The 18,394-nt window shown below is 61.0% G+C and carries 19 protein-coding genes; 12 read left to right on the forward strand and 7 right to left on the reverse strand.

Translation table 11 applies throughout. The features are described 5' to 3' along the window. Positions 1 to 128 precede the first annotated feature (128 nt). The 6 genes from hemC (at position 129) to rsd (ending at position 5,659) form a co-directional block, all read left to right on the forward strand. Positions 129 to 1,070, forward strand: a complete 942-nt coding sequence (gene hemC, locus ACM6IO_RS08430; RefSeq protein WP_008040638.1) for a hydroxymethylbilane synthase — start codon at positions 129 to 131, stop codon at positions 1,068 to 1,070. Next, positions 1,067 to 1,834 carry a uroporphyrinogen-III synthase gene (locus ACM6IO_RS08435; protein WP_223450036.1) on the forward strand — a complete coding sequence of 256 codons (768 nt, stop codon included), beginning with the start codon at positions 1,067 to 1,069 and terminating at the stop codon, positions 1,832 to 1,834. Before hemC ends, ACM6IO_RS08435 begins: the two co-directional genes overlap by 4 nt. 16 nt (positions 1,835 to 1,850) lie before the next feature. Next, positions 1,851 to 3,005 (forward strand): uroporphyrinogen-III C-methyltransferase, encoded by a 1,155-nt coding sequence (locus tag ACM6IO_RS08440; protein WP_192227479.1) that lies wholly within the window; start codon positions 1,851 to 1,853, stop codon positions 3,003 to 3,005. Next, positions 3,002 to 4,240: a heme biosynthesis protein HemY gene (locus ACM6IO_RS08445; protein WP_192416641.1), complete on the forward strand. Its 1,239-nt coding sequence runs from the start codon at positions 3,002 to 3,004 to the stop codon at positions 4,238 to 4,240. Before ACM6IO_RS08440 ends, ACM6IO_RS08445 begins: the two co-directional genes overlap by 4 nt. 230 nt (positions 4,241 to 4,470) lie before the next feature. Next, entirely contained in the window at positions 4,471 to 5,022 is a 552-nt protein-coding gene (locus ACM6IO_RS08450; RefSeq protein WP_192227481.1) for a disulfide bond formation protein B, read from the forward strand. A 178-nt stretch (positions 5,023 to 5,200) separates the two neighbouring features. Beyond that, a complete protein-coding gene (rsd, locus tag ACM6IO_RS08455; protein WP_150631439.1) occupies positions 5,201 to 5,659 on the forward strand; it encodes a sigma D regulator in 459 nt (152 codons plus the stop codon). A 60-nt stretch (positions 5,660 to 5,719) separates the two neighbouring features. Here rsd and ACM6IO_RS08460 read toward each other — a convergent pair whose 3' ends face one another. Then, entirely contained in the window at positions 5,720 to 6,385 is a 666-nt protein-coding gene (locus tag ACM6IO_RS08460) for an FKBP-type peptidyl-prolyl cis-trans isomerase (protein ID WP_414911280.1), read from the reverse strand. Between the two features lie 192 nt (positions 6,386 to 6,577). Here ACM6IO_RS08460 and ACM6IO_RS08465 point away from each other — a divergent pair, with 192 nt between their 5' ends. Then, positions 6,578 to 7,756, forward strand: coding sequence for an AlgP family protein (locus tag ACM6IO_RS08465; RefSeq protein ID WP_414911281.1), 1,179 nt, complete (start codon positions 6,578 to 6,580; stop codon positions 7,754 to 7,756). Here ACM6IO_RS08465 and ACM6IO_RS08470 read toward each other — a convergent pair. Next, on the reverse strand, positions 7,753 to 8,217 hold the full coding sequence (locus tag ACM6IO_RS08470; RefSeq protein ID WP_414911282.1) for a TIGR02444 family protein: 465 nt from the start codon (positions 8,215 to 8,217) through the stop codon (positions 7,753 to 7,755). The genes ACM6IO_RS08465 and ACM6IO_RS08470 overlap by 4 nt on opposite strands. Positions 8,218 to 8,267: 50 nt before the next feature. Here ACM6IO_RS08470 and ACM6IO_RS08475 point away from each other — a divergent pair, with 50 nt between their 5' ends. The 3 genes from ACM6IO_RS08475 (at position 8,268) to ACM6IO_RS08485 (ending at position 11,631) form a co-directional block, all read left to right on the forward strand. After that, positions 8,268 to 10,178, forward strand: a complete 1,911-nt coding sequence (locus ACM6IO_RS08475) for an ATP-binding cassette domain-containing protein (protein WP_192227485.1) — start codon at positions 8,268 to 8,270, stop codon at positions 10,176 to 10,178. After that, the gene (locus tag ACM6IO_RS08480; protein WP_008024322.1) at positions 10,178 to 10,759 is read left to right on the forward strand and encodes a mechanosensitive ion channel family protein; all 582 of its coding nucleotides are present in this window, start codon (positions 10,178 to 10,180) and stop codon (positions 10,757 to 10,759) included. Before ACM6IO_RS08475 ends, ACM6IO_RS08480 begins: the two co-directional genes overlap by 1 nt. Positions 10,760 to 10,998: 239 nt before the next feature. After that, positions 10,999 to 11,631 carry a LysE family transporter gene (locus ACM6IO_RS08485; RefSeq protein WP_008024319.1) on the forward strand — a complete coding sequence of 211 codons (633 nt, stop codon included), beginning with the start codon at positions 10,999 to 11,001 and terminating at the stop codon, positions 11,629 to 11,631. 54 nt (positions 11,632 to 11,685) lie between these two features. Here ACM6IO_RS08485 and ACM6IO_RS08490 read toward each other — a convergent pair whose 3' ends face one another. Genes ACM6IO_RS08490 through ACM6IO_RS08505 form a run of 4 tightly spaced genes read right to left on the reverse strand, consistent with a single transcriptional unit; the run spans position 11,686 to position 14,808 of the window. Further along, entirely contained in the window at positions 11,686 to 12,429 is a 744-nt protein-coding gene (locus ACM6IO_RS08490) for a hypothetical protein (RefSeq protein WP_008040655.1), read from the reverse strand. 3 nt (positions 12,430 to 12,432) lie between these two features. After that, positions 12,433 to 13,023 carry a penicillin-binding protein activator LpoB gene (gene lpoB, locus ACM6IO_RS08495; protein ID WP_008040656.1) on the reverse strand — a complete coding sequence of 197 codons (591 nt, stop codon included), beginning with the start codon at positions 13,021 to 13,023 and terminating at the stop codon, positions 12,433 to 12,435. Between the two features lie 33 nt (positions 13,024 to 13,056). Next, complete coding sequence (locus tag ACM6IO_RS08500; RefSeq protein WP_192416648.1) at positions 13,057 to 13,407, reverse strand: YcfL family protein; 351 nt, start codon at positions 13,405 to 13,407, stop codon at positions 13,057 to 13,059. A 15-nt stretch (positions 13,408 to 13,422) separates the two neighbouring features. After that, entirely contained in the window at positions 13,423 to 14,808 is a 1,386-nt protein-coding gene (locus ACM6IO_RS08505) for a COG3014 family protein (protein ID WP_414911283.1), read from the reverse strand. 317 nt (positions 14,809 to 15,125) lie between these two features. On the opposite strand from ACM6IO_RS08505, the gene ACM6IO_RS08510 reads away from it, so the two are divergent. Further along, positions 15,126 to 17,024 (forward strand): cytochrome c/FTR1 family iron permease, encoded by a 1,899-nt coding sequence (locus ACM6IO_RS08510; protein WP_192227490.1) that lies wholly within the window; start codon positions 15,126 to 15,128, stop codon positions 17,022 to 17,024. 140 nt (positions 17,025 to 17,164) lie between these two features. After that, a complete protein-coding gene (locus ACM6IO_RS08515; protein ID WP_192227491.1) occupies positions 17,165 to 17,620 on the forward strand; it encodes a YaiI/YqxD family protein in 456 nt (151 codons plus the stop codon). 55 nt (positions 17,621 to 17,675) lie between these two features. Here ACM6IO_RS08515 and elbB read toward each other — a convergent pair whose 3' ends face one another. Continuing rightward, positions 17,676 to 18,344 (reverse strand): isoprenoid biosynthesis glyoxalase ElbB, encoded by a 669-nt coding sequence (gene elbB / locus ACM6IO_RS08520; protein WP_192227492.1) that lies wholly within the window; start codon positions 18,342 to 18,344, stop codon positions 17,676 to 17,678. Positions 18,345 to 18,394 lie beyond the last annotated feature (50 nt).

The following is an 18,394-nucleotide window of genomic DNA, read 5'->3' on the forward strand; positions in this document are numbered from 1 at the left end:
GCAGGCGAACTTCTCACCCGATTGCCGGACGTCCGGGGCCAGGGAGGCCAGGCAATTCCTGATTCAAGTCAAAGCGGATTTGGTTGAGCTGTTATTATCTGCCGTATCTATTCAGTACGGATTGATCCATGTCCTCTCGCGAAATCCGCATCGCCACCCGCAAAAGTGCTCTCGCCCTGTGGCAGGCCGAATACGTCAAAGCCCGTCTGGAAGAGGCCCATCCGGGGCTGCTCGTGACGTTGGTGCCCATGGTCAGTCGTGGCGACAAGCTGCTCGACTCGCCGCTGTCGAAAATCGGCGGCAAGGGCCTGTTCGTCAAAGAGCTGGAAACCGCGCTGCTGGAAAATGAAGCCGACATCGCCGTGCATTCCATGAAAGACGTCCCGATGGATTTCCCGGAAGGCCTCGGTCTGTTCTGCATCTGCGAGCGAGAAGACCCGCGCGATGCCTTCGTCTCCAATACCTATGCCAGCCTGGACGAATTGCCGTCAGGCAGCATCGTCGGCACCTCCAGCCTGCGCCGTCAGGCTCAGTTGCTGACCCGTCGCCCGGACCTGGAAATCCGCTTCCTGCGCGGTAACGTCAACACGCGCCTGGCCAAGCTCGATGCGGGCGAGTACGACGCCATCATCCTCGCGGCGGCCGGCCTGATTCGACTGGGCTTCGAGGATCGCATCACCTCGGCCATCAGCGTCGATGACAGCCTGCCCGCCGGTGGCCAGGGTGCCGTAGGCATTGAATGTCGCTCCGCCGACCGCGAAATTCACGCCTTGCTCGCGCCGCTGCACCATCAGGACACCGCCACCCGTGTCACCGCCGAACGTGCCCTCAACAAACATCTGAATGGCGGTTGCCAGGTGCCGATCGCCTGCTACGCCGTGCTGGAAGGCGAGCAGATCTGGTTGCGTGGCCTGGTGGGCGATCCGAGCGGCGGTCTGCTGCTCAGCGCCGAAGCCCGTGCACCGCGCGCCGATGCCGAAGCACTGGGTGTGCGAGTGGCCGAAGACCTCCTGAGCCAGGGTGCCAACGACATTCTGAAAGCGGTCTACGGTGAGGCAGGTCACGAGTGACGGGCTGGCGCCTGCTGCTGACGCGTCCGGCGGATGAGTCGGCGGCGCTGAGCGCTGTGTTGGCCGAAGCGGGGATTTTCAGCAGCAGTTTGCCGCTTTTGGAAATTGAACCGATTCCGGCCTCTGCCACAATGCGCCAGGTGATTCAGGATCTGGATCGTTATTGCGCCGTGATCGTGGTCAGCAAACCCGCCGCCAGAATCGCGGTGGACCTGGTCGACCAGTACTGGCCGCAAGCACCTCGCCTGAAGTGGTTCAGCGTAGGCGCGGCGACGGCGCAGATCCTTGATGAACACGGGTTGGACGTGAGTTTCCCGGCCGAGGGTGATGACAGCGAAGCCTTGCTGGAGCTTGCGTCGTTGCGCGAGGCTGTCGAGCAGCCTGATCCACGGGTGCTGATCCTGCGTGGGGAGGGTGGCCGCGAGTTGCTCGCTGAGCGTTTGCGCGAGCTTGGTGCTAGTGTCGAGTATCTGGAGTTGTATCGCCGCAAGCTTCCACAGTATCCGCCGGCAACACTGCCTGAGCGGATCAAGGCGGAACGCTTGAACGGGCTGGTGGTCAGCAGTGGACAGGGTTTTGAGCATCTGTATCAATTGGCCGGCGATGCCTGGCCACAGTTGGCGCAGTTGCCGTTGTTTGTACCAAGCCCCAGGGTCGCCGAGCTGGCACGTGCCGCCGGGGCCCAAACAGTTGTGGATTGTCGTGGCGCGAGTGCCACGGCTTTGCTGACGGTGTTACGGGAGCATCCCGAACCCGTTCTCTAATGCAAAGGATGGATACGTGAGCGAAACAGCCTTGCCTAAAGATGACTCCCGGCCATTGATCGATGCGCCGGTAGATGCACCGGTAGAAAGTGCGCCACCTGCTGCAGAGCAGCGCCGAGGCAATGGGCTGGCAATCGTCGCGCTGTTGCTGGGCGCCGCCGGTGTGGCGGTGGGCGGTTGGGGTGTCTGGCAGGTGCGTCACCTGCAAGCCAATACGCAGGAGCAGTTGAGTCAGGTGCAGGCGTTGAACGATCAGGCGCAAAGCCTGAAGCTCAACGAACAGCGCCTTAGCGCACGCCTTGAGCAAATGCCTGCCGCCGAAGAACTCGATGCCCGCAGCCGTCTGGTGATCCAGCTGCAAGGCGATCAGCAGCGCTTGAATCAACGCCTGGAAACCGTCCTCGGCGCCAGCCGCAAGGACTGGCGCCTGGCTGAGGCCGAACACTTGCTGCGCCTGGCCAGCCTGCGGCTTTCGGCGTTGCAGGACATCAACAGCGCTCAGGCGCTGGTGCAGGGCGCCGACGAAATTCTTCGTGAACAGAACGATCCAGGTTCCTTCGCCGCTCGCGAGCAAGTGGCGAAAACCCTGGTCGCCTTGCGCAGTACCGAACAGCCGGATCGCACCGGCCTGTTCCTGCGACTGGGTGCGCTGCGCGATCAGGTGGTCAGCCTCACCGAGCTGGCTCCCGAGTACAAGGACCGGGGCGATTCGCTGCTGGGCCTGACCGCCGATGGCGACGGCGCCAGTCGTTGGGCGCAGTGGTGGGATCAGATCTCGCGTTACATCCGCATCGATTTCAATGCCGATAAAAATGTCCGTCCGCTGCTGGCAGGGCAGAGCCTGAGCCAGGTGCGCCTGGCCTTGAGCCTGGCGCTGGAGCAGGCGCAGTGGGCGGCGCTCAATGGTCAGGCTGCGGTCTACACCCAGGCGCTGGCCGAGGCGCGGGACGTGCTCAAGGGTAATTTCAACCCGGACAACCCGCAGAGCAAAGTGATGCTCGAACAGGTTGGCGAACTGAGCAAGCAGCCGGTCACCGTGGTCACGCCGGACCTGACCGGTACGCTGAGCGCGGTTCAGGGCTATCTCGAGCGACGTAATGTCAACGCCGAGGACTCGATCAAACCCATGGCCAAACCTGCCGCAAGCACCGCGCAGGAGGCCACGCCATGAAACGCCTCTATGTGATCGTGTTTCTGGCCATTGCCGTTGCCGCCGCGTTGGGGCTGGCGATTGCCGAGCATTCCGGCTACGTGCTGATCGCCTACAAGAGCTTCCGTTTCGAATCGAGCCTGTGGGCCACCCTGGCGCTGGTGGCGGTGCTGTGGCTGGTGTTCTGGGGCATCAAGGCGTTGATCGAATTGGTGACGACCTCCAGCGGCGTGGTCAACCCATGGTCGCGGCGCAATCGCAGTCGTCGGGTGCAAGTGGCGATCGAGCACGGTCAGCTGGATTTGGCTGAGGGTCGCTGGGCCAGCGCGCAGCGTCATCTGCATCGCGCCGCCGAAGCCGAGCGTCAGCCGCTGCTTTACTACCTCGGCGCTGCCCGCGCGGCGAACGAACAAGGTCATTACGAAGAAAGCGACAACCTGCTGGAGCGCGCACTGGAGCGACAGCCTCAGGCCGAGTTGGCGATTGCCCTGAGTCATGCCCAATTGCAGACCGACCGTGGCGACACCGACGGCGCCCTCTCGACGTTGCAGGCGATGCATGAGCGTCACCCTCACAACGTACAGACCTTGCGCCAGTTGCAACGCTTGCATCAGCAGCGCGGCGACTGGTCAGCGGTGATTCGCCTGCTGCCGGAGCTGCGCAAGGACAAGGTCCTGCCGGCGGCCGAGCTGGCCGAACTTGAGCGCCGGGCCTGGGGCGAAAACCTGTCCCTGGCTGCGCGGCAGGAAGAAGACGGGACGGTGGGTTTGCAGTCGCTCAACCGCGCTTGGCAACAACTCACCTCGGCTCAGCGCCAGGAACCGCAACTGGTATTGGCGTATGCCGAGCAACTTCGGCAACTGGGCGCGCAGGTTGAGGCCGAAGAGGTCCTGCGAACGGCGCTCAAGCGCAACTACGACAGCCATCTGGCACGCCTTTACGGGCTGGTTCGCGGCAGTGACTCTGCGCGTCAATTGCAGACCGCCGAGGGCTGGCTCAAGGATCATCCGGCTGACCCGAGCCTGTTGCTGACCCTTGGTCGTCTGTGTCTGCAAAACAGTTTGTGGGGCAAGGCCCGGGACTATCTGGAAAGCAGCCTGCGCGTGCAGCGCAACCCGGAAGCCTGTGCCGAGCTGGCTCGGCTGCTGGCGCAACTGGGCGACACCGAGCGCAGCAACCAGCTGTTTCAGGAAGGCCTTGGTTTGCTGGACGAACGCTTGCTGGCCGCGCCGCTACCGGCGCCGGTTCATGCCTGATTGTGTGGCGAGGGGGGCAAGCTCCCTCGCCACGCAGTAGGTGTTGCAGCGACGTTTTCTTACATTCGTAGAGCCTCGACGGCAAAGTCCTACAGAGGACTACACCTGATCCTCTCGCTTCTGTCGGGAATTCCCTACACCTCTGTTGAAGTGTCCTTGCTGGCTTGCCTTGAAAGGCTGCCGCGCTTTCCTCTACCGTAACCACTTGTCTCTACTGGTACGGAAAAGCCATGACGTTGGCCTGCTCACGCTCCTTGTTTTTCATGGTTTTCATTGCCGGCGCGCTGGCGTTGGGCGTTTCCTACTACCTGGAATATGCAGTCGGCCTCAAGCCCTGCGGGCTGTGCCTTTTACAGCGGATTTGCCTGGCGGTGCTCACGGGTGTCTGCCTGATGGCTTCGGTTCATGGCCCCGGTCGCTTCGGTTCGTTCCTGTACTGGCTGCTCGGTTTGCTGTGCAGTCTGGCGGGTACGGTGACAGCGTGGCGTCAGGTGTTGTTGCAAGGCGATCCGGTGCAACAGCTGTCAGCGTGCTCGCTCAGCCTGGCGGACCCGTTCGCAAGCACCCCCTTGGTTTATGTGGTGCAGCAGATGTTCAAGGGCGCGGCCGAATGCGCACAGATTTCCTGGACGCTGTTTGACCTGAGCCTTCCCGAGTGGAGTCTGCTCTTCTTCATCGCCATGACGATCGTGAGTGTTTACCAGTTGCTGCGCGTGGTCTGGATCGCTTGTCAGCGACCGCTCAGCGGCACGTCGTCGCACCGGGCGCTGGTCGGCGATTAAACACTTGTATGAACTTTATCTGCTGCGTACCTTGAAGCCACAGTCGCGCGGGCATAATCTGGCCCGCACGTGTCATTGGAATTATGTTGCTCGAATGACGCTCTGCCTGGCCGACTCTTGATCTTCAAGTGTGCGACAGGTGTAGAGCAGCATGACCCACAAGGGAAGAGAGACCGCCATGCTCGAAAGTTGTCAGAATGCTCAGGAACGCTGGGGTGGAGTGCATCTGCTGATCGATCGCTGGTTGCAGGAACGTCACGAACTGGTTCGGGCCTATGATGATCTCGGCGCCAAGCCTGAGGCGCTGGGTGAGAACCGCAAGCCTTTGCAGGAATTCTGCGGCGTGCTGGTCGATTACGTGTCTGCCGGGCACTTCGAGATCTACGAACAGCTGACGGGGGAGGCCAAGGCTTTCAACGACAAGCGTGGCCTTGAACTCGCCGAGACCATCTACCCGCGCATCGACGTCATCACCGAGAAGCTGCTCGCGTTCAACGACCTGTGTGACGCAGGCAAATGCGTAGCAGAGAAATTCAAGGAGCTGGGTGGCCTGTTGCACGAACGCTTCGAACTGGAAGACTGCCTGATCGAAGTGCTGCACACCGCTCACAAGGAAGAGGATTCGGTTCAGGCCTGAACCCCTTCCTGCCACACCTCAAAACGGTGCGCTTTGCGCGCCGTTTTTCGTTTCCGCTGTTTAGCTGGTGGCGCCGCGCAATTCGACTTCGAATACCAGCGGCGTGAACGGCTCGATCAAGTCGCCGGCACCGTCGGCGCCATAGGCTTGGGCCGATGGAATCACCAATCGCCACTTCGCACCGACCGGCATGTTTTGCAGCGCGCTGCGCCATCCGCTGATCACGCTGTCGAGACTGAACCATTGCGGTTGAGTGTTCTGATCGAACACGGTGCCGTCGGGAAGACGACCGACGTACAGCACCTGAACCTTGCCATTCGGACCGGCTTTCACGCCGGTGCCGGGTGTCAGCTCCGTCAGCAATATTCCATCGGCCAGTTCGCGAACGCCGGGTCTGGTTTTTTCTTCGGCGAGAAATCGATGCTCTTTTTCGAGAGAGGCTTCGCTCTGTGGCGGGGTCGGCTGCAAGGCTGCCTGCGCTTCGTGCTCGGTCAGAATCTGTTCGATCTGCTCATCTTTCAGGGCCAGGGGTTTGCCTTGATAGGCCTGCTGCAAACCTTCGACCAGCGCCTGCAGTTGCAGGTCGGGAACCTCCAGGCGCAAGCGTTCGCCGAGGCTCGCGCCCAGGCTGTAAGCGAGATCGTGAGCTTCATTTTCCTTGGTTTTTTCGGCGGCTTGGGCGACGGAAAAAAACACGCACAGCGATAAAAAAAGGTAGCGCGACATGGGCACTCTCCGACCTGAGATGCGGCAGATTATGCCAGTGTGAATGCGTTCGACAGTGAACTTGTTTTGCGTAAGCGCAGAAGATTTTCGATCCGTTGCAACGCGACGCTTTCGATACTGTCAACATGCCCTAGCGGCGGTAGCAGCAGAGGTCTAGTATGAGCCGCACCCACGTCAGCCAGGAGGTAAACCATGTCGGCCACCAAGAAGCCTGTAAATACCCCGTTGCACTTACTCCAACAACTGTCGGGCAGCTTGCTCGAGCATTTGGAAACCGCTTGTTCCCAAGCCTTGGCTGATGCTGAAAAACTGCTCGCCAAACTGGAAAAACAGCGCGGAAAAGCACAAGAGAAATTGCACAAATCCCGCACCAAATTGCAGGACGCTGCGGCGGCCGGCAAAGCCAAGGCACAAGCCAAGGCGAAGGACGGCGTGCAGCAACTCGAAGACGTGCTCGATGCCCTCAAGGATCGTCAGTCCGACACCCGCGCCTACATTCTGCAACTCAAGCGCGATGCCCAGGAAAGCCTGAAACTGGCCCAGGGCGTCGGTCGTGTACAAGAGGCTGTCGCCAAGGCGTTGTCCTTGCGTGCGGCCAAGCCTGCTGCGGCCCCTGCGAAGAAAGCCGCTGCCAAACCGGCTGCTGCAAAAGCACCGGCCAAACCTGCCGCCAAGGCACCTGTGAAAGCGGCGGCTAAACCTGCAGCTAAACCTGCGGCGAAAAAACCAGTCGCTGCCAGCGCTGCTAAACCGGCTGCAAAACCAGCCGCTAAAACTGCTGCTGCCAAACCTGCTGCCAAGCCAGCCGCTGCCAAAACAGCTGCCGCAAAACCGGCTGCAAAAACCACTGCTGCCAAACCGGCCGTAGCGAAAACTGCAGCGGCCAAACCCGCCGCAAAACCGGCCGCTAAAACAGCTGCAAAACCAGCCGCTAAAACTGCCGCTGCGAAGCCTGCTGCCAAGCCAGTCGCCGCTAAAACCGCTGCCAAGCCAGCGGCAAAACCAGTGGCTAAAACTGCTGCTGCGAAACCTGCTGCCAAACCGGCCGCTACCAGGACTGCTGCTGCAAAACCTGCGACTGCAAAACCTGCCGCCGCTGCCAAGCCAGCCACCGCGGCAAAACCTGCCGTAGCGAAACCAGCAGCCAAACCTGCCGCTGCAAAACCAGCTGCCAAGCCAGCAGCCAAACCAGCCGTGAAAAAACCGGCCGCTGTTGCCAAGCCGACCCCGGTAATTGCTGCCAAGCCAGCGACTCCGGCGCCATCCGCTTCGGCCGCGCCTGCACCAGCAGCCTCCACCTCGACAGTCACCACGGCGCCAACGCCTGTCGCACCGTCGAGCACCAGCTCCACCCCAACCAGCGCTTCCTAAGTGCCGGTTGCCGCGACGCGCAGCTGATGCAGCGCGTCGCGGTCCAGGTGGGCGGCATCCGCCGCCACACCCTCCAGCCAGGCCGATAAATCGGTCGCCTCACACTGCGGCCAATTCAACGCCGCTCGCTCCAGCCGCATCAGCAAATGCCGCTCGGCTTCCAGCTCCAGCGTTTTTACTTGTTCGCGTAACGCATTCAGTTCGGCGTCCTCAGTCGCGACGACTTTCCATCGCATGCGCAAGGCGCGCAGCGGTTGAACAACATCCGCGTCCCAAGGCTGCGCCACGTTGCGAAGCTGCTGAAGTCGATGCTCGTTGCAGGCGACTCCCCGCTGGCCAAGCCACAACCCGCACAGCAACAGGCACACATTCACCCCCGTCGATTGCAGGGTCAGGCACGCGGCTTCAACGCCGGGACGGGCGTAAGTGCCAAGGGAAAAGCTCCACAGGTCAGAGGACATAGTGCTACTCGCGCCAGTTGCGAGCGAAGCTGGTAGACTCCGCCGCCATTATGATTCGACTTCAGAACCTGACTTTACAGCGTGGCCCGCAACGTCTGCTAGAAGACGCCGAGCTGACCCTGCACGCCGGCCACAAAGCTGGCCTCATCGGTGCCAACGGCGCCGGCAAATCGAGCCTGTTCGCCTTGATCCGGGGCGAACTGCACCCGGACTCGGGTGACTGCTTCCTGCCGGCCGACTGGCGCATCGCCCACATGCGCCAGGAGATCGAGACGCTCGAGCGCCTGGCGGTCGACTACGTGCTCGATGGCGACCTGCGCCTGCGCGAGGTGCAACGTGACCTCGCCGCGGCCGAAGCCGCCCATGACGGCACCGCTCTGGCCCGCCTGCACTCGGAACTCGACAGCGCCGACGGTTACACCGCCGACGCTCGTGCCCGCAAGCTGCTGGCCGGGCTTGGGTTCACCAATGAGCAGATGGATCGCCAGGTCGGCGATTTCTCCGGTGGCTGGCGGATGCGCCTGAACCTGGCGCAGGCATTGATGTGCCCCTCGGACTTGCTGCTGCTCGACGAGCCGACCAACCACTTGGACCTCGACGCCATCATCTGGCTCGAAGAATGGCTGAAAAGTTATCCCGGCACCTTGCTGCTGATTTCCCACGACCGGGATTTTCTCGACGCCGTGGTCGATCACGTGGCCCACGTCGACCAACGCAAGATCACCCTGTATCGCGGTGGTTACAGCGCTTTCGAACGTGCCCGCGCCGAACGTCTGGCCCAGCAACAGCAGGCCTACGAGAAGCAGCAGGCGCAACGTGCGCACATGGAAAGCTATATCGCCCGCTTCAAGGCCCAGGCCACCAAGGCCCGCCAGGCCCAGAGCCGGATCAAGGCGCTGGAGCGGATGGAAGAGTTGTCCGCCGCCCACGTCGATTCGCCGTTCGACTTCGTCTTCCGCGAGTCGACGAAGATTTCCAGCCCGCTGATCGATCTGTCCGATGCCCGTCTGGGCTACGGCGACAAAGCCGTGCTGGAGAAGGTCAAGCTGCAACTGACCCCCGGCGCGCGCATCGGTTTGCTCGGCCCCAACGGCGCCGGTAAATCGACCCTGATCAAAAACCTCGCCGGTGAGCTTTCGCCGCTGGCCGGTCGGCTGACCCGTGGCGAGAACACCGTCGTCGGTTACTTCGCCCAGCATCAGCTCGATTCCCTCGACTCGAAGGCCAGCCCGTTGCTGCACTTGCAGCGTCTGGCGCCAACCGAGCGTGAGCAGACGTTGCGCGACTTCCTCGGTGGTTTCGACTTCCGCGGCGCGCGCATCGACGAGCCCGTGCTGAACTTCTCCGGTGGCGAGAAGGCGCGTCTGGCCCTGGCGTTGATCGCCTGGGAGCGGCCGAACCTGTTGCTGCTCGACGAACCGACCAACCACCTGGACCTGGAAATGCGCCTGGCGTTGACCATGGCTCTGCAGGAATTCAGCGGTGCGGTACTGGTGGTCTCCCACGATCGTCATTTGCTCAAAAGCACCACCGACAATTTCTATCTGGTGGCGGATGGCAAGGTCGAGGAGTTTGATGGCGACCTGGAAGACTACGCCCGTTGGCTGGTCGACTACCGTCAGCGCAACGCCCCGGTCAGCACCACGCCGGTCAATCCGGACAAGACTGACAAGAAGGCCCAGCGTCAGGCCGCCGCTGCGTTGCGTCAGCAACTGGCACCGCACAAGCGTGAGGCTGACAAGCTCGAAGCCGAGCTGGGCAAGCTCCACGAGAAGCTGGCGAAGATCGATACCAGCCTCGGCGACAGCGACATTTACGAGCCGGCGCGCAAGAACGACCTGCGTGATCTGCTGGCCGAGCAAGCCAAGCTGAAAGTGCGTGAAGCCGAACTGGAAGAAGCCTGGATGGAAGCCCTGGAATTGCTGGAAAGCATGCAGGCGGAGCTGGAGGCGCTGTCCTGATGGAGGCGTTCAAGCTGCCGCTGCCGGCGGTGTGGGTCGAGCCGATCTGGCTCGTCGTGCAAATCCTGCTGATTCTGTTGGCCGGTTACTTCACCCAGCGCTTTGTCGCGAAGTGCCTGACACGCCTGGGCGAGCGCTACCCGTTTCCGCCGCAGTTGCTGATGCCGCTGCGGGGCGGTCTGCGCTGGCTGATCATGGGCAGTGCGCTGATTTTCGTGCTGGAACGCCTCGGGGTGTCGGCGACGGTGCTCTGGACCGCACTGTCCGGCTTCGTCGCGGTAGCGGCGGTGGCGTTTTTCGCCATGTGGAGCGTGCTCTCCAATCTGCTCTGCGCGATCCTGATCTTCACCGTCGGCCCGTTTCGCCTCGGCGATGTGGTCGAGTTGGTGGACACCACTGACAAGCCTGGCGTCAAAGGTCGGGTGGTGGCGATCAATCTGCTTTACACCACGTTGATCGAAGCTGAAGAGCTTGGGACCGGCAGTGCGATGGTTCAGGTGCCTAACAGCCTGTTCTTCCAGCGCTCGGTTCGACGCTGGCGTGGGACTGATGTGCTCCCTTCGAGCGGGTTCGAGAAGTAAGCCTTCCGTTGCCTGACATGCCGCTTTCGCGAGCAAGCCCGCTCCCACACTAGGTCCGTGTGGTTCACATGATTTGTGTTCGCCAAGATCAACTGTGGGAGCGGGCTTGCTCGCGAAGGGGCCCTCGAGTCATAAAACGCTGGTCGGTCGCCGCAATATCCTGCAAAAAAAACGATGGTCATCGGCCCAAAGCCGCATTAGCTTAGACATCTGTTTACGAGTCCGAGTCGAGGTGTGCGATGGAGCTTCAAACATGGCTGGCGTTTTTTGCCGCCTGCTGGGTGATCAGCCTGTCCCCCGGTGCCGGCGCTATTGCGTCGATGTCCAGCGGTCTGCAATACGGTTTCTGGCGCGGTTACTGGAATGCCCTGGGCCTGCAATTGGGCCTGGCGGTGCAGATCGCGATTGTCGGCGCCGGTGTCGGCGCGATCCTCACAGCGTCGGCCAGCGCTTTTTATGCGATCAAATGGTTCGGCGTGGCGTACCTGGTTTATCTCGCGATCAAGCAATGGCGCGCGTTGCCCAGCGACATGAGCGATGACGCGGCGGTGCGTCAGATCGGCAAGCCGATGGCCCTGGTGTTCCGCGGTTTCCTGGTCAACATCAGCAACCCCAAGGCCCTGGTGTTCATGCTGGCGGTGTTGCCGCAGTTTATCGATCCGCATGCGCCATTACTGGTTCAATACCTGATCATCGGCGTAACCATGGTCTGCGTTGACCTGATCGTCATGGCCGGTTACACCGGGCTGGCGTCCAAAGTGCTGCGCATGTTGCGCACGCCCAAACAGCAAAGACGCATGAACCGCACGTTTGCCGGGCTGTTCATTGGAGCGGCAGCGTTTATGGCGACGCTGCGCAAAGCGGCGGTGTAAAACCGTCAGGCACAAAAAAGGCGACCCTTGAGGTCGCCTTTTTCGTTCAAGGGATCAGCGCAAAATGACCGGCTCTGTATCCTCTGGCAGGTTATTGCTCAACGGCGCCTGCTCTTGCTGCTCATTCCCGCTGCCACCCAGTTGTTCGCTCAACTGACGAGCCACATCTTCCCCCAGGGACTTGGACACCTCACGTACCAACCGTGGGCGACTCTGTGAGATCTTCGCGTCCCGATGGTTCGTCAACTTGGTGTCCTGGCCTTCGCCCATCGCCGTGAAGGCCGAGGTGATTTCGAAGGTTTTGGTGTCGATCAGGCTGAAATCCGCCACCAGGGTCAGTGCCAGCACCGAGGAATAGCTGTTGGTGTTGGGTATCTCGTTGACATCACTGTTGAAGTCTACGTCCGACAAGGTGCCGAACAGTACATAGTCGGCGCCCTCGAAGTTGCCGGCCTTGATCCGCTCGATCACGTCATAGATATCGACTTTGGACTCGGCGGTGTGCGGCTTGCCTTGCACCAGCTGGAACATTCCGGAGCGCAGCATCTGGCCCTTGATGTCGCCGGTGAATTTGCGCAGCTCGGTTTGCTCGATGTAACTGGTTTTGGATTCGAACGAGTCGTAGCTCGAAGAACCGCTGGAGCTGTACTCACCCTCGCGGTAATTGTCCTTGGACGAAACGGTGTGGATGTACTGCTCCACGCGCTCCTCGTATGCCAGGTCGGTTACTGCGACTTTCGGGGCCGCCTGCACGCTGAACGTGCAAGCCAGGGCCATCATCCCAATCCATGCGCGCATTGATTAATGCTCCGTAGTTTTTCGGATCTCTTTTTCGTCCATCCACTCGGCCAGACCGCTTTCAACGTCGATCAATTGCAGGCTGAATTTGTAGAAGACGTCCTTGTACTCGCTGCTGCGCTTGACGATCGAGCTGATCGAACCTTCAAGGCGGTATTTGGCGGCGATCATGTTGCCGATCTTGGACACGGTGGCTTTCTTGTACAGACCGCTCTGGTTTTGCAGCTGGATCTGATCAACCTGGTTCTGCATGTCGGCGTTGTCGCTGGAGAAGCGTGCCGTGCCCGATTTCATCAGTTGGGTCTTGATGGTGGTGGTGATTTCACGGGTGTCGATGTATTCGCTGGTCTTGTTCTTCACGTCGTAGACCTGGACCACCGGGCGTCCACGCAGAATGCCCGACTGGGCGAGAGAGCGGGTCATGGACTCGGCGATGATCTGCAGGTCGGTGGAGCTGAACTCGTTGGTGATGGTTTCCACAGCCTTGGTGTCGCCATAGCTGGTGTTCTTGCTGCCCAGGGTCGGTGGGTGGTTGCTGGCGCAACCACTGGCCAGGAGGGCGATAGCGGCAATCATCGAAAAGCGTACAAACATGGGAATGCTCTCTGAAGCTGAACGAATAGGGTGTTAAGGCGTATTGATTTCCAGGCGGAAATCCACGGCCTTGGGGGTGGGCGCTATGGCCTGAATGAAGCGGGTCTGCTCGCCGTACATCATCTGGCTCTTCCAGGTTTCTTCTTCGGCAACCGGGAAGCCATCAGGGTCGAGCCAGGCAAAGCGGTAGTAGAAGGTCTTGTTGTCGGAGCTGGTGTTGCTCAGCTGTGTATTGACCGTAATGAAGCCGTTTTCCCGGGCGACACGCATGGCGTCGACCTCAATGTCCCTTAGCTTGCCCAAGGCCACTACCTTGCTGGCGGCTGTTGTGGCGCAACCGGCCAACAAGGCCAGGATGACGACAGCGATGAGTTTGAAGCGCATGGGAAGACTCCGTAATTAAAGTTGTTTGAAGCTGGCCACGGCTGTCGGGCTGGCGCTCGGGGTCGCGTGAACGGCCAGGCCGCTGGCGAAGACCTGGTTGCCCACGGCGCGCAGGCTGATGACTTGATAGCGCTGGTCAACGGTGATCTTGAGCACTGTCGTTCCAACCGCGACCTGGTGCTCGCCTTTCTTCAGGCGCAGGCGCACGACATGGGTGTTGTCCGGCAGGGTGCGCCACGTACGGGTATCGGCACCTTCGAGCACGGTTGAACTGTAACCGACTGCCATGCCCGCCAACTGGCTGACTTGTTGGATCTTTTCCTGCGCCACGCCACGGGTAGCCGCACGAACAGTGGTGCGCACAATGATGCCAGGCATGTCGTCACGCAGTGCGCGGCGGGACATGGTGGTAATGCTGTTGAGTTGCGTCAGGGTGAGTTGCTGACCGTCCACGCCAATCTGGGTGAGCGGGGCGGTGGAGGTATCTGGCTTGATGACCGGGAAGGACAGCGGAGCGATCACCACGCCGGCGCTGATCGGCAGAGTCAGTGGCAAGCGGATCGAACCCCGGGCCGGCGCCAGCCCGCTTTGCACGACGATCAGGATGTCGCTGTCTTCGTCCTCGGCACTTTTCTGGTCCAGATCCTTCAATGCCTGCTCCAGCAGCGGAGTGTTCGGGCGCAGTTCGGCTGCTGTGCGGTAACCCGGTGCGGCCAGGCCTTTTTCGCCCAGGGCTTCGTAGATGAAGCCGGCCAGGTAATGGCTGAAGGCACTCTGGTAGCTGTTTTTCAGCCCAACCACTTCAGGTGCGTCGAGGCTGGCGACGGGATAGCCATACAAGTCTTTTAACTCGGTCTTGATGCCTACCTTATCGGCTTCCTCTTCGCTCTTGAGGTATTCCTTGTCGCGCAGGTCGGCGATCACCGCTTCACGTTCGTGGGTTTTCTTGATCGCGACACGTGCGCCGTCGAAGTCGTTGACGGCCAGCAGATTCAGGGCCATTTGCGTGGTCAGCATGACTTTTTCGTAGTCGTAGCCTTCGTAGCGGCGGACCTTGTCGTTCACCAGGAAGCTGCCGAACTGAGCGAGGTACTTGCCGGCATCGAGTTTGACCGACTCTTCCCATTGACCGACCACGACATCGGCGCTGTTCCAGGCGTTCTGGCTGCCAGACAGATCGCCCTTGGCGCGCAGCAGTTCACCCTTCTCGAAGTAGTAGAGGAGGTCCTTGTCTGCACCGAAGTTGTTCTTTTCCAGCAGGGTCAGCGCCGCATCGATATTGCCGGAAGCCAGCTGCATGTTGGTTTGTGCGAGCTCCGAGTCGTAGTTGCGAAACACCGAACAGCCGGAGAGGAGCGTGACAGCGCTGACCGCAATCACTGCAAGGGCGCGGGAGGCCATAGGTACTTCTTCCGTGAATGGTGATCAGCCACGCTTGCTGGTCGGGCTTTTTGGACCTATCGGCGCAGACGGGCGTCCTGCCAATTCCTCATGAGCAAAGGAGCTTTGAGTGCCATATCGATCAATTGAGGGCTCGTCATTATAGACAGGGAAGGTGGCGCAGTAATGGCTTTTTGATTGCTGCTAAACAGAAAAATGCCATCATCTGGAAAAAGCACCAATCGAGGTCTGCGACGGCGTTTCAGACAACAAAGCTTGAGCGAAACTCATTCGAAGTGAACAATGTGTTACTTCGTATTTCCAATTGAGATTCATTCATGACTGCCCCGTCCCGTTTCTTGGCCTGGCTGGTATTGCCGCTGTTTGCCTTGTGCAGTTCCAATCTGCTGGCCGACACCGTAGAAGGTGCGCCGCAAGCGCTGCATTTGCTTGATTACATCGGCGCCGATTACCCGGAGTCGGTCGAGGCCGGCAAAGTCATCAATGAGTCTGAATACCGCGAGCAGCTGGAATTCAGCCAGGTGCTGCAAGGCCTGATCGCCGGCCTGCCGGCCAAGCCGGAAAAAGCGGTGCTGGAGCAGGGTGTCGGCACTCTGCGCAAATCCATCGCTGCGCGGCAGGACGGCTCGGACGTTTCCCGTCAGGCACGGCAGCTCGGTGCGAAGCTGGCGGTGGCCTATGAAGTCAGTCAGGCGCCGATCATTACACCGGACCCAACCCGTGGTGCGTCGATGTACACCCAGCATTGCTCGGTCTGCCATGGCGATGCAGGTGCCGGTGATGGCCCTGCCGGTGTCGGCCTTGCGCCGCCGCCAGCCAATCTGCGCGATGCCGCGCGGTTGGATCGCCTGAGCCTGTACGCGATCTACAACACCTTGGGGATGGGTGTCGAAGGCACTGACATGCCGGCCTTCGCCGACCAGCTGGACGATCGTCAGCGCTGGGACCTGGCGACCTACATCGCCGGTTTCAGTGCCGATCCGGCCGCAGCCGCATCTGAAAAGACCTACAACATCGCCGACCTGGCCCGTCAGACTCCGGCCGAAGTGCTGGCTGGCGAAGGCCCGCAAGCGGCAGCGACTTTCCGTGCGCAGCGTGCGCAACCGCCGCAGGTCAAGCGTGGCCCGGCGCAGTTGCTCGATTACACCGCTGCAACGCTGGACAAAAGTATCGCGGCCTATCGTGCCGGCGATCACGACCAAGCCTATGACCTGTCGGTGGCGGCGTACCTGGAAGGTTTCGAACTGGTCGAAAGCTCGCTGGACAACGTCGACGCCAACGTGCGCAAGGACACCGAAAAATCGCTGATGGCGTACCGTCAGTCTTTGCAGGACGGTTTGCCGGTGGCCCAGGCCCAAGAGCGTCTGGAGGCGGCCAAAGCCAAGTTGAAACAGTCTGCCGGCCTGCTGGGCAGTGATGGCCTGAGTTGGTCCTTGAGTTACATCTCCGGTCTGCTGATTCTGCTGCGCGAAGGCCTGGAAGCGATTTTGGTGCTGGCGGCGATCCTCGCGTTCCTGCGCAACACCGGCCAGCAATCGGCGGTGCGCAGCGTCAACGTCGGTTGGGGCCTGGCGTTGCTGGCCGGTCTGGCGACCTGGGCACTGGCCGCGTACGTGATTGATGTCAGCGGCTCGCAGCGTGAATTGCTGGAAGGTGCGACAGCGTTGTTCGCCGCGGTCATGGTGCTCTGGCTCGGCGTTTGGATGCACGACCGTCGCCACGCGGCGGCCTGGCAGGATTACATCAAGAGCAGCCTGGTGGGCGGCGGTGGCCGTTTCGGTTTTGCGACACTGGCGTTTTTCTCGGTGTACCGCGAACTGTTCGAAGTGATTCTGTTCTACGAAACCCTGTGGTTGCAGGCGGGGCCGGCGGGGCATAACGCGGTGTTGGCGGGCGGGGCGACGGCGCTGGTGCTGTTGGTTGGCCTGGCGTGGGTGATCCTGCGGGGCTCGGCGAAACTGCCGCTGTCGCTGTTCTTCAGTATCAACGCCGGGTTGTTGTGCGCGTTGTCGGTGGTGTTTGCCGGTCATGGCGTGAAGGCGTTGCAGGAAGCCGGGATCTTCGGCACACGGCCGGTGCCGTTCTTTGACTTCGACTGGCTGGGTATTCACGCGGATGCGTATTCGTTGAGTGCGCAGGCGGTGGCGATCATTGCGATCATTGTGTTGTATGGGCGTAGCTGGGTGGCGGAGAAGCGGCGGGTGCCGGTTTCCTGACAGCATTCGCTGCGCTCACATTCGCGGGCAAGTCGGGTCGCCGCACCGCTCGCTCCTACAGGATTCGCGCGTTTTTTGTGGGCGCGTATAACCTGTAGGAGCGAGGCTTGCCCGCGAAGCTTTTAAAGGGGAAAAACACAATGCGCGTGTGGATCGATGCCGACGCTTGCCCCCGGGCGGCGAAGGATCTGGTGGTGAAGTTCGCCCTCAAGCGTCAGTTCGAGGTGGTGCTGGTGGCCGGGCAGCCGCAGATCAAGCCGGGGCTGGCGCTGGTGAAGTTGATCGTGGTGCCGAGCGGGCCGGATGCGGCGGACGATTATCTGGTGGAACACGCGGTGCCTGGTGAGCTGGTGATCTGCAGCGATGTGCCGCTGGCGGACCGCTTGGTGAAGAAAGGCGTGGCGGCGCTGGACCCGCGAGGCAAGGAGTTCGACGCGCAGAACATGGGTGATCGGTTGGCGGTGCGCAACCTGTTCACCGACTTGCGTGAACAGGGGCAGATGAGCGGCGGGCCGGCGCCGTTTGGCGAGCGCGAGAAGCAGGCGTTTGCCAATGCGCTGGATCGGATCCTGACGCGGCTAACCCGCAAATCCTGAACTTCACGCTGAACCCTGTGGGAGCGAGCAAGCCCGCTCCCACAGGGGAATGGTGTTACTCGTCGTTTTCGTGGGTCAGTTCGAGCACGCGGTCGACCAGTTTGTTGATGCCGGACGCTGCTTCGCTGATCGATTGCGCCAGCATGTACGCCGGGGTGCTCACCAACTTGCGTGCTTTGTCTTCAACGATGTCAGTCACTGCGCAATCCTTGTGAGTGGCGCCCATCTTGTTCATCGCGGCGGCGGTATCGGCGTCATTGCCGATGGTGCAGGTCACGCCCGGCCCATAAATCTTCGCGGCCAGCGCTGGCGAGATGCAGATCAGCCCGACCGGTTTGCCCGCTTCGGCAAACGCCTCGGTCAGGGCGAGAACATCGGGTTGTACGGTGCAGCCAGCGCCTTCGATGGCGAAGTTCGACAGGTTCTTCGCCGCGCCAAAACCACCCGGCACGATCAGCGCATCGAACTCTTCGACGTCAGCTTCGCGAATATCCTTGATGTTGCCCCGGGCGATCCGCGCCGACTCCACCAGCACATTGCGCGACTCGGGCATTTCTTCGCCGGTCAGGTGGTTGATCACGTGCAACTGCGCGATGTTGGGGGCGAAGCACTGCACCTGCGCGCCGCGCTGATCCAGTCGCAGCAAGGTAATCACGCTTTCGTGGATCTCGGCGCCGTCGTAGACGCCACAGCCGGAAAGGATCACTGCAATTTTTTTGCTCATGGGCTTTTCTCCAGATTCATGGCGTTAAATGTCCACTAATTTGTCACTCG

This window comes from Pseudomonas sp. IT-P44 (assembly GCF_949768225.1).
Taxonomy (GTDB): domain Bacteria; phylum Pseudomonadota; class Gammaproteobacteria; order Pseudomonadales; family Pseudomonadaceae; genus Aquipseudomonas; species Aquipseudomonas migulae.